This is a genomic window from Pseudomonas lini (genome assembly GCF_001042905.1).
In the GTDB taxonomy this organism is placed as follows: Bacteria; Pseudomonadota; Gammaproteobacteria; order Pseudomonadales; family Pseudomonadaceae; genus Aquipseudomonas; species Aquipseudomonas lini.
In genome coordinates this window covers 25,153-39,024 of record NZ_JYLB01000014.1, presented here as the reverse complement: position 1 = coordinate 39,024, position 13,872 = coordinate 25,153, and the positions used below count along the sequence as shown (strand labels likewise).

Genomic DNA, 13,872 nt, shown 5'->3' with positions numbered 1-13,872 from the left:
CTGGTTTAAAAAAAAGGAATTGGGATGAGTCGCACACCTCCAAGACGATACTGGTTGACCGGCGCCAGCAACGGTATTGGTGCCGCTTTGGCCGAAGAAATACTGAAAACCGGTGCCCACCTGGCTGTCAGCTCCCGCTCATTGGCGCCATTGGAAGCCCTGTCTCAGCGTTATCCCGGACAAGTGCTGGTGGTCGAGGGTGATTTGACCAATGGCCAACGGGTGCGTGAAATCGGCGAGCAGATTGCCAATGAATGGGGTTCTCTGGACACCATGATCCTCAACGCAGGTACCTGCGAATATGTCGATGTCAGCCAGTTCGACTCGTCAATCATCGAGCACATCGTGCGTACCAACCTGCTGGCCAGCAGCTATTGCATCGAAGCAGCCCGGCCCCTGCTGCAGGCGGGCACTGCGCCGCATCTGGTGGGCATGGCCAGCTCGGTGACCTGGCTGCCCCTGCCACGGGCCGAAGCCTTTGGCGATTCAAAGCCCGGATTGCGTCATCTTTTCGAGTCCTTGCGCACCGACGTGGAGCCGGAAAACATCGAAATGACCATAGTCAGCCCAGGACTTATCGATATCCCCCTGAGCAATGACGTTCCCCAACACCTCGACTGGTCGGCGGACAACGCTGCGCGATACCTTCTCGACATGCTCAAGCATCGCCCACTGGAGCTCTCCTTACCGGAACTGCTCATGCCTGTCCTTTGGCCTCTGCCGCAAAAGCCCGGCCAGACGGGACTGGAAATCGACAAGCGCATGGAGCGAAACAATCCGCCGGTCGAGGATCTGCCGTGAAGCCTGAGCGTCCGTCAGGCCTTTCACACAGCATGGGCCTACTGCCTTACACTGCGCGCCATGAAAACCATTCCCCACACGCAAATCGCCGAACCTGCGGTCACCTGCTCGACCTGCGCGGCCTGCTGCTGTCAGCTAGAAGTCATGTTGATCACCGACACCGGTGTGCCCGAGCGTTTTATCGATACCGATGATTGGGGTGGGGAAGTCATGCTGCGACTGGATGACGGCTGGTGCGCCGCGCTGGATCGCAACAGCATGATGTGCACCATCTACGAAAAACGTCCGCTGATCTGCCGGGAGTTCGAAATGGGCGCACCGGAATGCATCACCGAACGCCAGGGGATTGCGACGGCGTATCGGTAGTTTAGAGATGTGTCATCAGAACTGACGCCATCGCGGGCAAGCCACGCTCCCACAGGAGGTCACTAAACCTGTGGGAGCGTGGCTTGCCCGCGATGCTTTTGACGTTACAACGGCATCGTGTAATGCAGCGAATAACTCTCTACGCCATCGTTCGGGCTGCTGATCCCGGCATTGGAATAGTGCGTGGCGCGAATCCCTACTTCATGTCCGCCGGTAAAGCGCAGACCAAACCCGAAACGGTCTTCGAACTGAAAGGCACTGCCCAGTTTGTTGTCTTCGACTTCGGTGTTGGCAAACACCGCGATACCGATACCCGCTTCAATGTAGGGTTTGATGGTCTGACCGGCAAACTCGTACACCAGCACCGGCGAGAACGACAAACTGTGATTGCTCGACGTTTCATCGCCATCCCAATAGGTGTAAGCACCGCTCCAGTAGCCGGTCAAGCGACCGATGTCACTCTGCAACCAGCTCTTGTCCCAGTCGAATTGCATCCCCAATCGGTAGGTCATGGTCGAATCGCTGGTCTGGCCGACCCCGAACTCCACACCTGCCGCCTGTGCGGTAAAACTGTGCCCCATCAATGCGGTCGCAATCGCGGCCAAGCAGAATAGTCGCTTCATTAGAAACATCCTTTTCCGAACAATTTCGTATGGTTTTTATACTGCCCAACAGACAAAGCTATAGAAGTAGACGCTTGATCAGAAGTTCAGCCCAATTATTCGTTTCTTCACATTTTTTATCTACAAGTCGAAGCTTTGCACAACACCGGTCGAATGCCACAAAACCGGCAAGATATTTCTGAAATGCTCAGGGTCCGCACTTGTCCAAAACCGGGTAGCACCAGCAGGTCCCTCGGCCAGCAACTCACGCTCGGCCAACAATCGTTGAAGCTGCCGTGCCACAGCGGCACCGGTATCGATCAGGCTGATGTTCTGGGGGATCATCTGTTTAAGCAGCGACTTTAGAAAGGGATAATGCGTGCAGCCAAGAATGATCGTGTCTGCACCTTCAGCCAGCAGCGGATCGACATACCCTTGCAGCAACTGACGCAATGTCTCGCTGTGCAAATCGCCATTTTCAATCAGCTCCACCAACCCGGGGCATGGCTGAGTGATGACTCGCACATCGGCGGCGAAACGGTCGAGCAAGGCGGCGAACTTGGCACTCTGTAAAGTGCCGGTGGTGGCGAGTACGCCAACCACACCGCTGCGCGTCGCCGCTGCAGCCGGTTTGACCGCCGGCTCCATGCCGACGATGGGCCACTCGGGGAAATCGCGCCGCAAATCCGCAACACCTGCAACGGTCGCGGTGTTGCAAGCGAGCACCAGCGCCTTGGCGCCCTGCTGCTGAAAGAACTGCGCCATGACACTGCAACGCTGACTGATGAATGCCGGTGATTTCTCACCGTAGGGAATATTCCCGCAATCGCCGAGGTACAAAAGAGACTCGTTGGGCAGCAACTGCTGGATCTCGGCCAGAACGGAGAGTCCACCGACGCCGGAATCGAATACAGCAATCGGCGCTTCACGCATGGCTTGACCCGCAGACGCTACAACCCGGATCACGCTTGACCCGCAACTCACGGAAGCGCGTGCCCAAGGCATCGATCAATAACAGGCGCCCCACCAGCGGTTCGCCGAACCCCACCAGCAATTTCAGCGCTTCGAGGGCTTGCAGACTGCCGACCAGGCCCACCAGCGGACCGAGTACGCCGGCCTCGCTGCAGGTCAGCTCGGCTTCGCTGCCGTGCCCGTACAAACAGTGGTAGCACGGGCTTTCCGGACGACGGGAGTCGAAGACCGACAATTGCCCTTCCAGCCGAATCGCCGCACCGCTGACCAGCGGTTTACGCGCAGCCACACACGCGGCGTTGACCGCCTCGCGGGTGGAAAAATTATCGGAACAGTCCAGCACCAGATCCACCGCCGCGACTGCCGCCGCCAGAGAATCTTCATCCAGGGCGGTGCGATGGGCAATCAGCTGAATCTCAGGATTGATTGCGGTCAGGCGACGGATCGTCGAATCGACCTTGCTCAGGCCTACGCTGTCGGTGTCGTGAACGATCTGGCGTTGCAGATTGGTCAGGTCAACCGTGTCGAAGTCCGCCAGATGCAACTCACCGATACCGGCCGCCGCCAGGTACAGCGCAACCGGTGAGCCGAGACCGCCGAGGCCGACAATCAGCACGCGGCTTTCTTTGAGCCGTAACTGGCCGTCGATGTCGACGTGTTGCAGCAGAATCTGCCGGCTATAGCGTAGTAATTCCTGATCATTCAGCACGGCAAGCGCCCCAGACTGATGCGTTCGTGACCGCCCAGATCGGTGCGGCTATGGACCTCTTCAAAGCCGCGGGTCAGCAGCAAATCGCGCACGGCCTCGGCTTGATCGTAACCATGTTCGAGCATCAACCAGCCACCCGCCTCAAGATGATCCGGTGCCTGATCGACGATCAGACGCAAATCGTCGAGCCCATCGACGCCGGCCACCAGGGCACTGGCCGGTTCGAAGCGCACGTCGCCCTCCGCCAGATGCGGATCGGTCGAAGCAATGTAGGGCGGATTGCTGATGATCAATTGAAAACGTTGGCCTTCCAAAGCGCTGAACCAATGGCTACTCAGCACTGTGGCGTTGTTCAGGTGCAGCCGCTGGCGATTGCGTTCGGCCAGGGCGACGGCTTCCAGCACGCGATCCACGGCGGTGACTTTCCAGGCCGGACGTTCGCTGGCCAAGGCCAGGGCGATGGCGCCACTGCCGGTGCCCAAATCGAGCACCAAGGCCTGTGTGGCCGGCAACAGTTCCAGCGCGGTCTCTACCAGCAATTCGGTGTCGGGACGCGGAATCAGCGTGTGGGGCGCGACTTCCAGGTCGAGTTTCCAGAAGCCTTGCTGCCCCAGAATGTAGGCCACCGGCTCACCGCTACGACGGCGCTGCAGGTACTCGGCAAACTTCAGGGCCGCTTCGCTCGGCACGATACGTTCAGGCCAGGTGTGCAGAAAACTGCGGGACTTGCCCAAGGCAGCCGCCAGCAGCAATTCGGCATCCAGACGCGCAGTGGGCGAGTCGGGCAAATCGGCGGCGCGCAACAAGCTGGCAATGATCGTCATTTACTCACCTATCGCTGCCAATTGGTCGGCCTGGAACTCGGCCAGCAGCGGTTCGATCACCGCATCCACGCCACCGGCGAGAATTTCGTCAAGCGAATACAGCGTCAGGTTGACCCGGTGGTCGGTGACCCGGCCCTGGGCAAAATTATAGGTGCGGATCCGCTCGGAGCGGTCACCGGAACCTACCAGCAATTTACGCTCGCTAGCGATAGCGTTCGCGGCGGCGCTGGTCTGCTGGTCGTTGAGTTTGGCCGACAGCCAGGACATCGCCCGGGCGCGGTTCTTGTGCTGGGAACGTTCTTCCTGGCACTCGACGACAATACCGGACGGCAAGTGCGTGATACGAATCGCCGAGTCGGTCTTGTTGACGTGCTGACCACCGGCACCGGAGGAACGATAGGTGTCGACCCGCAGATCCGCCGGGTTGATCTCGATCGCTTCCTGCTCGTCCGGCTCGGGCAACACCGCCACGGTGCAGGCCGAGGTGTGGATGCGGCCCTGGGATTCAGTGGCCGGAACCCGCTGCACGCGGTGCGCGCCGGATTCGAACTTCAGCTTGCCGTAAACGTTCTCGCCTTCGACCCGGGCAATGACTTCTTTATAGCCGCCGTGTTCGCCTTCGTTCTCCGAGAGAATCTCTACCCGCCAGCCACGCCGCTCGGCGTAACGCGAATACATGCGGAACAGGTCGCCGGAGAAAATCGCTGCTTCGTCACCGCCGGTGCCGGCACGGATTTCGAGGAATACGTTGCGCCCGTCATTCGGATCTTTGGGCAGCAGCATGCGCTGCAGGCTGGCTTCGATTTCGATTAGCTGCTCTTTGGCTTCGCGGACTTCTTCCACGGCCATTTCGCGCATGTCCGGGTCGCTGTCCTTGAGCAGCGCCTGAGCCCCTTCGAGGTCGCCCTGCACTTTAAGCAGCTGTTTATAGGTGCCAACGATCGGCTCGACTTCCGCATATTCCTTGGAATAGGTGCGGAACTTGTTTTGATCGGAAATGACCTCGCCGTCGCCAAGCAGGGCGGTCAATTCCTCGAAACGGTCCTGGAGGATGTCCAGCTTATTGAGCAGTGACGCTTTCATTGCGGTTTTTTATCCGAAAAGCTATCCGATGAGCCCTCACCGAGGGCAAAGAGTTCCTGGGCCATGGCCAGCGCATCGAGGCGGCCTTCGGCAGAGAGCTTTTTCAATTGCACACTCGGAGCATGCAAGAGTTTGTTGGTCAGGCCGCGGGCCAGTTGCACCAGCACGTCTTCGGCGCTGCTGCCATTGGCGAGCATGCGCTGGGCTTTCTGCAATTCTTCGTCGCGCATGCGCTCGCTTTGTTGACGATAGGCCTTGAGCACATCCACCGCCGCCAGTTCGCGCAGGCGAACCATGAAATCTTCGGCACCGACCGACACCATTTCTTCGGCGGCCTGGGCTGCGCCCTGACGGCTCTTGAGGTTTTCAGCAACCACTTCATGGAGATCGTCGACGCTATACAGGTAAACGTCGTCCAACTCGCCGACTTCCGGTTCGATATCCCGAGGAACGGCGATATCCACCATGAAAATCGGCTTGTGCTTGCGCAATTTCAAGGCACTTTCCACCGCCCCTTTACCGAGAATAGGCAACTGGCTGGCGGTGGAACTGATGACGATGTCGCTGCGCACCAGTTCTGCCGGGATGTCCGAGAGCAGCACTGCGTGGGCGCCGAACTGCTCGGCCAGAATGCTCGCGCGCTCAAGGGTGCGGTTGGCGACCACGATTCGCTTCACCCCCAGCTCATGCAGATGGCGGGCGACCAGAGTGATGGTCTCGCCAGCGCCGATCAGCAAGGCCTGGCTGCGTTGCAAATCACTGAAAATCTGTTTCGCCAGGCTGACCGCGGCAAACGCCACGGATACCGGATTTTCGCCGATGGCGGTGTCGGTTCGTACCTGTTTGGCCGCATTGAATGTAGCCTGGAACAGCCTTCCGAGCAGCGGACCGATGGTGCCGGCCTCGCGAGCGACAGCGTAGGCCGATTTCATCTGACCAAGAATCTGCGGTTCACCCAACACCAGCGAATCGAGCCCGGAGGCAACCCGCATCATGTGACGAACTGCCGCATCATCTTCGTGCACATAAGCGCACGCACGCAGCTCATCGAGGCTCAAATGATGATAATCGGCCAGCCAGCGCAACACGATGTCAGCCGAAAGGTGATCCTGTTCTATATACAGTTCACTGCGATTGCAGGTGGAGAGGATCGCAGCTTCGCGGCTGTCGGTGAGTCGGCAGAGCTGCTGCAAGGCCTCAACCAGCTGCTCAGGGGTAAAGGCCACGCGCTCGCGGACGTCTACTGAAGCAGTCTTGTGGTTAATACCGAGTGCAAGGAAGGCCATTCAAGGTCGCTGATGGTGACGTGAAGCCGACAATTGTCCTACTTCGACAGAGCCAGAACAACTACTCGATCTCTATCGTTCCTGTAAGAACGGCCAAAGGCTGCGATCCGTTCTCGTTTACAAGGGCGCCGGGCCTACGGGGATTGCCCGTGCGGGTAAATTGGCCGGGCGGTTATGTTTGGCTGAAGGCTTGTGTCATGATGATCCGACCGCAGGTTAGTCGTCCTTTTCCTATATGAATAGATCTTCCGCGTTGCTCCTCGCTTTTGTCTTCCTCAGCGGCTGCCAGGCCTTGGCACCCGTTTCGTCGGACGGTACGCCGCCGGTCGAAGACAGCACTCCGGTTCCTGAAAAGCCCAAGGTTTACAGCTCGTTCAGTGAAGAAACCGTCTTCAGTCTGTTGAGCGCCGAACTCGCTGGCCAGCGCAATCGTTACGACATTGCCCTGGACAACTACGTGACCCAGGCCATCAATACCCAGGATCCGGGCATCTCCGAGCGGGCATTTCGCATTGCCGAGTATCTGGGTGCCGATCAGGCTGCCCTCGATACCGCACTGGTCTGGGCCAAAAACGCCCCGGACGATCTCGAGGCGCAACGGGCGGCTGCCGTGCAACTCGCCCGCGCAGGGCGTTATGACGACTCCATGGTCTATATGGAAAAAGTCCTGCAAGGCAAAGGCGACACGCATTTCGACTTCCTCGCCCTGTCCGCGGCCGATACCGACCAAGACACGCGCAACGGTCTGATGAAAGGTTTTGACCGCTTGTTGCAGCGTCATCCGCACAACAACCAGCTGATTTTCGGCAAGGCCTTGTTGCTGCAACAGGACGGCGATGCCAAAGGTGCCCTGACCCTGCTCGAAGACAACCCGCCGGACGAGGGCGAAATAGCGCCGATCCTGCTGCGCGCGCGCCTGCTGCAAGGGCTCAACCGTGGCGATGAAGCCCTGCCGCTGTTGCAAAAAAGCATCAAGAAATACCCGGACGACAAACGCCTGCGCCTGACCTATGCGCGGATGCTGGTTGAACAGGACCGCATGGACGACGCCAAGGTCGAGTTCTCGAGCCTGGTGCAGCAATACCCCGAAGATGACGAACTGCGTTATTCCCTGGCCCTGGTCTGCCTGGAAGCCAAGGCGTGGGACGAGGCCAAAGGTTATCTGGAAGATTTGATCGCTCGGGAAAGCCATGTCGACTCGGCACACCTGAACCTGGGGCGCATCGCTGAAGAGCGTAACGACCCGCAGGGCGCATTGATCGAGTATGCCCAGGTCGGGGCGGGCAACGATTACCTGCCGGCGCAATTGCGTCAGGCCGATATTCTGATGAGCAATGGCAAGACCGCCGAAGCCCAAAGCCGTCTGGCAGCCGAGCGCGGCGAGCAACCCGATTACGCGATCCAGCTGTATCTGATCGAAGCCGAAACCTTGTCCGCCAACAAACAGGGCGACAAGGCCTGGAATGTCTTGCAGCAAGCCCTCCAGCAATACCCGGACGATCTGAATCTGCTGTATACCCGGGCCATGCTGGCAGAAAAACGCAATGACCTGGCGCAGATGGAAAAAGATCTGCGACTGATCATCAAGCGCGACCCGAACAATGCGATGGCGCTGAACGCCCTCGGCTACACCCTGTCCGACCGCACCACACGCTACGCCGAAGCCAAAGCCTTGATCGAGCAGGCGCACCAGATCAACCCGGAAGACCCGGCAGTCCTCGACAGCCTCGGATGGGTCAATTTCCGCCTGGGTAACCTCGATGAAGCCGAGCGGTATTTGCGCCAGGCGCTGGAGCGCTTCCCCGATCAGGAAGTCGCCGCTCACCTGGGCGAAGTGCTGTGGGCCAACGGCAAACAACGCGAAGCCAAGCAAATCTGGAGCAAGTTCCTCAAGGAACAGCCCGACAGCCCTACCCTGCGCGGCACCATCAAGCGCCTGACCGGATCAGAGACTCTTTAAGTTATGTTTTTGCGCCACCTCATTATTTTCAGCTTCATCGCCCTGCTCGCCGGTTGCGCGGGCTTCGTTGCCCGCGAATCGGTCCAGGGTCAAGGCAACAAGGCCCAATGGCGCGAGCACAAACAGCAACTGACCGGCCTCGACGGCTGGCAGATCAACGGCAAAATCGGCATCCGCGCGCCAAAAGATTCGGGCAGCGGCACGTTGTTCTGGCTGCAACGCCAGGATTACTACGACATCCGTCTCTCCGGCCCACTGGGTCGTGGCGCGGCCCGCCTGACCGGTCGCCCGGGCAAAGTCTCGCTGGAAGTGGCCAATCAGGGCCGCTATGACGCGCAGACCCCGGAAGCCCTGGTTGAAGAACAACTGGGCTGGAAATTGCCGGTATCCCATCTGGCGTGGTGGGTTCGCGGGCTCCCGGCCCCGGACAGCAAAAGTCGCCTGACCCTCGACGTCGACAGCCGCCTGGCCAATCTCGAACAGGATGGCTGGCAGGTCGAGTACCTCAGTTATGCCGAGCAAAACGGCTACTGGCTGCCCGAGCGGATCAAACTGCACGGCACCGACCTTGATGTCACGCTGGTGATCAAGGAATGGCAACCACGCAAACTGGGGCAGTGAACATGACTGCACCACGCCTGACCTTGCCCTCGCCCGCCAAGCTCAATTTGATGCTGCACATCCTCGGTCGTCGCGAAGACGGTTACCACGAGTTGCAGACGATTTTTCAGTTCCTCGATTACGGCGACGAAATCACCTTCGCCGTTCGCGACGATGGCGTGATTCGGTTACACACCGAATTCGCCGACGTCCCTCACGACAGCAACCTGATCGTCAAAGCCGCAAAAAAACTTCAGGAACAATCCGGTTGTTCGCTGGGTGTCGACATCTGGATCGAAAAAATCCTGCCCATGGGCGGTGGAATCGGTGGCGGCAGTTCGAATGCGGCGACCACATTGCTGGGCCTCAATCATCTTTGGCAACTGGGTTGGGATGAGGATCGACTGGCCGCGCTGGGCCTCACGCTTGGCGCCGACGTCCCGGTTTTCGTGCGTGGCCACGCGGCTTTCGCCGAGGGCGTGGGGGAGAAACTCACCCCTGTAGAGCCCGAAGAACCGTGGTATCTCGTGCTGGTGCCGCAAGTATCTGTAAGTACAGCAGAAATTTTTTCAGATCCACTGTTGACACGTAACACTCCTCCCATTAAAGTGCGCCCCGTTCCCAAGGGAAACAGTCGAAATGACTGCTTGCCGGTGGTAGCAAGGCGTTATCCAGATGTACGTAACGCATTGAATTTGTTAGGTAAATTTACCGAAGCAAAACTCACCGGAACTGGAAGTTGTGTGTTTGGGGGCTTCCCAAGCAAAGCTGAAGCTGATAAAGTCTCGGCCCTTCTGACAGAGACCCTTACAGGGTTTGTAGCAAAAGGAAGCAACGTTTCGATGTTGCATCGCAAGCTGCAAAGTCTGCTCTAAAAGGAATCGAGTACTGGGTACTCGTTGCAACAGATACAGGGGCGTCGCCAAGCGGTAAGGCAGCAGGTTTTGATCCTGCCATGCGTTGGTTCGAATCCAGCCGCCCCTGCCATTTTCCTATACTCATCCAGGTTACCCTCAGCCTTCAGGTACTGCGCGTGTCCAAGATGATGGTCTTTACGGGGAACGCTAACCCCGATCTGGCTCGGCGTGTTGTACGTCAGCTGCATATCCCTCTCGGTGACATCTCTGTCGGTAAGTTCTCCGACGGCGAAATTACTGCCGAGATCAATGAAAACGTTCGCGGTAAAGACGTCTTCATTATTCAGCCGACTTGCGCTCCGACCAACGATAACCTGATGGAACTGGTAGTGATGGCTGATGCCTTCCGCCGCTCCTCGGCTACTCGTATCACTGCTGTTATTCCTTACTTTGGTTATGCCCGTCAGGATCGCCGTCCGCGTTCCGCACGTGTGGCTATCAGCGCGAAAGTCGTTGCTGACATGCTTACCGTAGTCGGCATCGACCGTGTTCTCACGGTTGATCTGCATGCTGACCAGATTCAGGGTTTCTTCGATATTCCGGTAGATAACATCTACGGCTCCCCGGTACTGGTGGATGATATTGAAGATCAGCGCTTCGAAAACCTGATGATCGTGTCCCCGGACATTGGTGGCGTCGTGCGTGCACGGGCTGTTGCCAAATCCTTGGGCGTGGATCTCGGGATCATCGACAAACGCCGTGAGAAAGCCAATCACTCTGAAGTGATGCATATCATCGGTGATGTCGAAGGGCGTACCTGTATTCTGGTCGATGACATGGTCGATACCGCCGGCACTCTGTGCCACGCGGCCAAGGCCCTGAAAGAGCATGGCGCTGCCAAGGTTTTCGCCTACTGCACGCACCCTGTGCTGTCGGGTCGGGCGATCGAAAACATTGAAAATTCCGTGCTGGACGAGCTGGTGGTAACAAATACCATCCCGCTGTCCGCTGCAGCACAAGCCTGTGCGCGTATCCGCCAACTGGATATCGCACCGGTAGTTGCCGAGGCGGTTCGCCGCATCAGCAATGAAGAATCGATCAGCGCGATGTTCCGTTAAGGGCCCTGCCCTTTTCATTACATCTCGTTGACGAAAAGCGCCCCGCCCCGGCATTCCTGTCGGGGCGGGGCTTTTTTGCCCATATCGCCTTTAGCGCTGGTCGCAAACGCTGGGGCGAATGTGGTTATTTTGGAGATACAACATGAACGATTTTACTCTGAATGCTGAAGTGCGTTCCGACCTGGGGAAAGGTGCGAGCCGCCGCCTGCGTCGTCTCGCAAGCTTGGTTCCAGCTGTAGTTTACGGTGGCGAAAAAGCCCCTGAATCCATCAGCATGCTGGCTAAAGAAGTTGCCAAACTGCTCGAAAACGAAGCGGCTTACAGCCACATCATCGAGCTGAACGTTGGCGGCACCAAGCAAAACGTAATCATCAAGGCTCTGCAGCGTCACCCGGCCAAAGGCCACGTGCTGCACGCTGACTTCGTACGCGTAGTAGCTGGCCAGAAACTGACCGCTATCGTGCCTGTACACTTCGTTGGCGAAGCTGCTCCGATCAAGAAAGGCGGCGAAATCTCGCACGTTGTTTCTGAAATCGAAGTTTCGTGCCTGCCGAAAGACCTGCCTGAATTCATCGAAGTTGACCTGGCTAACGCCGAAGTCGGCTCGATCATTCACCTGTCCGACCTCAAAGCCCCTAAAGGCGTTGAGTTTGTTGCTCTGGCTCACGGTAACGACCTGGCTGTTGCCAACGTTCACGCTCCACGTGTTGCTCCAGAAGCTACTGAAGGCGCAGCAGAGTAATTTCACTCTGTTCGCCGGAGTGACCGGAAACATCGCGGACTAGAGCGTAGCGAGAAAGCGGGCGAGAACGCGGAGTTTACATAATGGTAAATGAGCACTTGTCGTCCACTTTCGCCGCACACCCTGATTGCGGCGATGTTATCCACCACTCCAAGGAAGGGCCCCTATCGTGACCGCCATCAAACTGATCGTTGGCCTGGGAAATCCAGGCGCTGAATACGAACAGACCCGGCATAACGCAGGGGCCCTTTTTGTTGAGCGCATCGCGCACGCGCAAGGTGTCAACCTTGTGGCCGATCGCAAGTATTTCGGCCTGACCGGGCGCTATTCGCATCAGGGTCAGGATGTCCGTCTGCTGATTCCCACCACCTACATGAACCGCAGCGGCCAAGCCGTCGCGGCACTTGCCGGCTTCTTCCGCATCAAGCCTGAAGAAATCCTGGTGGCGCATGACGAACTCGATCTGCCTCCGGGCGTTGCCAAGCTCAAACAGGGCGGCGGCCATGGCGGTCACAACGGGTTGCGCGACATCATCGCGCAACTGGGCAATCAGAATACCTTTCACCGCTTGCGGCTTGGCATTGGCCACCCGGGCGTTGCCAGTATGGTTTCAAATTTCGTCCTGGGTCGTGCGCCACGCGCCGAACAGGAAAAACTCGATGCCAGCATCGACTTTGCCCTCGGCGTGCTGCCGGATATCCTCGCCGGTGAATGGAACCGCGCGATGAAAAACCTGCACAGCCAGAAGGCCTGACTCTACTCCTCGGGGAAAACACCATGGGATTCAATTGCGGCATCGTCGGCCTGCCTAACGTCGGCAAGTCCACCCTGTTCAACGCCCTGACCAAATCCGGGATCGCGGCCGAGAACTTCCCCTTCTGCACCATCGAGCCGAACACCGGTATCGTGCCGATGCCGGATCCGCGTCTGGAAGCCCTGGCAGCCATCGTCAATCCAAAGCGCATCCTGCCGACCACCATGGAATTCGTCGACATCGCTGGCCTGGTTGCCGGCGCCTCGAAAGGTGAAGGCCTGGGCAACAAATTCCTCGCCAACATCCGCGAGACCGATGCCATCGCTCACGTGGTCCGCTGCTTCGAAGACGAGAACGTGATTCACGTCTCCAACAGCGTTGACCCGAAACGCGACATCGAGATCATCGACCTGGAACTGATCTTCGCCGACCTCGACAGCTGCGAGAAGCAACTGCAGAAAGTCGCCCGTAACGCCAAGGGTGGTGACAAGGACGCCGTCGTCCAGAAAGCCCTGCTTGAGCAACTGATCGCCCACTTCACCCTCGGCAAGCCAGCGCGCACGCTGATGAAGAACATGGGCGCCGACGACAAAGCGGTGATCAAGGGCTTCCACCTGTTGACCACCAAGCCGGTCATGTACATCGCCAACGTCGCTGAAGACGGTTTCGAGAACAACCCGCTGCTGGACATCGTCAAAGCCATCGCCGAAGAAGAAGGCGCCATGGTGGTTCCGGTCTGCAACAAGATCGAAGCCGAAATCGCCGAACTGGAAGACGGTGAAGAGAAAGACATGTTCCTCGAAGCCCTGGGCCTCGAAGAACCTGGCCTGAACCGCGTGATTCGTGCCGGCTACGAAATGCTGCACCTGCAGACCTACTTCACCGCCGGTGTCGAAGAAGTCCGCGCCTGGACCGTCCGCGTCGGTGCTACCGCACCGCAAGCTGCTGGCGTGATCCACACCGACTTCGAAAAAGGCTTCATCCGCGCCGAAGTCATCGCTTATGACGACTTCATCCAGTACAAGGGCGAAGCCGGCACTAAAGAAGCCGGTAAGTGGCGCCTGGAAGGCAAGGATTACATCGTTAAAGATGGCGACGTGATGCACTTCCGCTTCAACGTGTAAAACACCCGCTCAAGAAAAAGCCGCGTTTAGACGCGGCTTTTTTGTGCCTCTTTTTTCGCGTATAAAACCAGCAC

General features: G+C 58.2%; 15 protein-coding genes and 1 tRNA gene. 10 read left to right on the top strand and 6 right to left on the bottom strand.

The window, feature by feature from the left end; all coding sequences use genetic code 11:
- Positions 1-24 precede the first annotated feature (24 nt).
- Positions 25-801 carry an SDR family NAD(P)-dependent oxidoreductase gene (locus TU81_RS28245; protein WP_048397752.1) on the top strand — a complete coding sequence of 259 codons (777 nt, stop codon included), beginning with the start codon at positions 25-27 and terminating at the stop codon, positions 799-801.
- A 60-nt stretch (positions 802-861) separates the two neighbouring features.
- Positions 862-1,167 carry a YkgJ family cysteine cluster protein gene (locus TU81_RS28240; RefSeq protein WP_007905822.1) on the top strand — a complete coding sequence of 102 codons (306 nt, stop codon included), beginning with the start codon at positions 862-864 and terminating at the stop codon, positions 1,165-1,167.
- A gap of 104 nt (positions 1,168-1,271) precedes the next feature.
- On the opposite strand, the gene TU81_RS28235 is transcribed toward TU81_RS28240, so the two are convergent.
- From TU81_RS28235 to hemA, 6 genes are all read right to left on the bottom strand, one after another.
- Complete coding sequence (locus TU81_RS28235) at positions 1,272-1,790, bottom strand: acyloxyacyl hydrolase (protein WP_038981583.1); 519 nt, start codon at positions 1,788-1,790, stop codon at positions 1,272-1,274.
- A 120-nt stretch (positions 1,791-1,910) separates the two neighbouring features.
- Positions 1,911-2,702, bottom strand: coding sequence for a glutamate racemase (gene murI / locus TU81_RS28230; RefSeq protein WP_048397750.1), 792 nt, complete (start codon positions 2,700-2,702; stop codon positions 1,911-1,913).
- Positions 2,695-3,450 carry a molybdopterin-synthase adenylyltransferase MoeB gene (locus TU81_RS28225; RefSeq protein WP_048397748.1) on the bottom strand — a complete coding sequence of 252 codons (756 nt, stop codon included), beginning with the start codon at positions 3,448-3,450 and terminating at the stop codon, positions 2,695-2,697. Before TU81_RS28225 ends, murI begins: the two co-directional genes overlap by 8 nt.
- On the bottom strand, positions 3,444-4,274 hold the full coding sequence (gene prmC / locus TU81_RS28220) for a peptide chain release factor N(5)-glutamine methyltransferase (RefSeq protein WP_038981578.1): 831 nt from the start codon (positions 4,272-4,274) through the stop codon (positions 3,444-3,446). The genes TU81_RS28225 and prmC overlap by 7 nt, the downstream gene beginning before the upstream one ends.
- The gene (prfA, locus tag TU81_RS28215) at positions 4,275-5,357 is read right to left on the bottom strand and encodes a peptide chain release factor 1 (RefSeq protein WP_038981576.1); all 1,083 of its coding nucleotides are present in this window, start codon (positions 5,355-5,357) and stop codon (positions 4,275-4,277) included.
- Positions 5,354-6,643, bottom strand: a complete 1,290-nt coding sequence (gene hemA / locus TU81_RS28210) for a glutamyl-tRNA reductase (RefSeq protein WP_048397746.1) — start codon at positions 6,641-6,643, stop codon at positions 5,354-5,356. Before hemA ends, prfA begins: the two co-directional genes overlap by 4 nt.
- Positions 6,644-6,878: 235 nt before the next feature.
- Between hemA and TU81_RS28205 the strand changes: the two genes are divergently transcribed.
- The 8 genes from TU81_RS28205 to ychF all read left to right on the top strand — a co-directional run bounded on the left by TU81_RS28205 (position 6,879) and on the right by ychF (position 13,798).
- On the top strand, positions 6,879-8,603 hold the full coding sequence (locus tag TU81_RS28205) for a tetratricopeptide repeat protein (protein ID WP_048397744.1): 1,725 nt from the start codon (positions 6,879-6,881) through the stop codon (positions 8,601-8,603).
- Between the two features lie 3 nt (positions 8,604-8,606).
- A complete protein-coding gene (lolB, locus tag TU81_RS28200) occupies positions 8,607-9,224 on the top strand; it encodes a lipoprotein insertase outer membrane protein LolB (protein WP_048397742.1) in 618 nt (205 codons plus the stop codon).
- A gap of 2 nt (positions 9,225-9,226) precedes the next feature.
- Entirely contained in the window at positions 9,227-10,078 is an 852-nt protein-coding gene (gene ispE / locus TU81_RS28195; protein ID WP_038981569.1) for a 4-(cytidine 5'-diphospho)-2-C-methyl-D-erythritol kinase, read from the top strand.
- Positions 10,079-10,115: 37 nt separating this feature from the next.
- A tRNA-Gln gene (locus tag TU81_RS28190) sits at positions 10,116-10,190 on the top strand.
- Between the two features lie 46 nt (positions 10,191-10,236).
- A complete protein-coding gene (locus tag TU81_RS28185; RefSeq protein WP_003171603.1) occupies positions 10,237-11,178 on the top strand; it encodes a ribose-phosphate pyrophosphokinase in 942 nt (313 codons plus the stop codon).
- A 142-nt stretch (positions 11,179-11,320) separates the two neighbouring features.
- On the top strand, positions 11,321-11,920 hold the full coding sequence (locus TU81_RS28180; protein ID WP_038978385.1) for a 50S ribosomal protein L25/general stress protein Ctc: 600 nt from the start codon (positions 11,321-11,323) through the stop codon (positions 11,918-11,920).
- A 169-nt stretch (positions 11,921-12,089) separates the two neighbouring features.
- On the top strand, positions 12,090-12,674 hold the full coding sequence (gene pth / locus TU81_RS28175) for an aminoacyl-tRNA hydrolase (RefSeq protein WP_007905795.1): 585 nt from the start codon (positions 12,090-12,092) through the stop codon (positions 12,672-12,674).
- Between the two features lie 23 nt (positions 12,675-12,697).
- Positions 12,698-13,798, top strand: a complete 1,101-nt coding sequence (gene ychF / locus TU81_RS28170) for a redox-regulated ATPase YchF (RefSeq protein WP_048397740.1) — start codon at positions 12,698-12,700, stop codon at positions 13,796-13,798.
- Positions 13,799-13,872 lie beyond the last annotated feature (74 nt).

Bases quoted from the DNA above. Each gene is read 5' to 3' on its own strand.
- TU81_RS28245 (WP_048397752.1), top strand. From the start codon at position 25: ATGAGTCGCACACCTCCAAGACGATACTGGTTGACCGGCGCCAGCAAC.
- TU81_RS28240 (WP_007905822.1), top strand. From the start codon at position 862: ATGAAAACCATTCCCCACACGCAAATCGCCGAACCTGCGGTCACCTGC.
- TU81_RS28235 (WP_038981583.1), bottom strand. From the start codon at position 1,790: ATGAAGCGACTATTCTGCTTGGCCGCGATTGCGACCGCATTGATGGGG.
- murI (WP_048397750.1), bottom strand. From the start codon at position 2,702: ATGCGTGAAGCGCCGATTGCTGTATTCGATTCCGGCGTCGGTGGACTC.
- prmC (WP_038981578.1), bottom strand. From the start codon at position 4,274: ATGACGATCATTGCCAGCTTGTTGCGCGCCGCCGATTTGCCCGACTCG.
- prfA (WP_038981576.1), bottom strand. From the start codon at position 5,357: ATGAAAGCGTCACTGCTCAATAAGCTGGACATCCTCCAGGACCGTTTC.
- hemA (WP_048397746.1), bottom strand. From the start codon at position 6,643: ATGGCCTTCCTTGCACTCGGTATTAACCACAAGACTGCTTCAGTAGAC.
- TU81_RS28205 (WP_048397744.1), top strand. From the start codon at position 6,879: ATGAATAGATCTTCCGCGTTGCTCCTCGCTTTTGTCTTCCTCAGCGGC.
- lolB (WP_048397742.1), top strand. From the start codon at position 8,607: ATGTTTTTGCGCCACCTCATTATTTTCAGCTTCATCGCCCTGCTCGCC.
- ispE (WP_038981569.1), top strand. From the start codon at position 9,227: ATGACTGCACCACGCCTGACCTTGCCCTCGCCCGCCAAGCTCAATTTG.
- TU81_RS28180 (WP_038978385.1), top strand. From the start codon at position 11,321: ATGAACGATTTTACTCTGAATGCTGAAGTGCGTTCCGACCTGGGGAAA.
- ychF (WP_048397740.1), top strand. From the start codon at position 12,698: ATGGGATTCAATTGCGGCATCGTCGGCCTGCCTAACGTCGGCAAGTCC.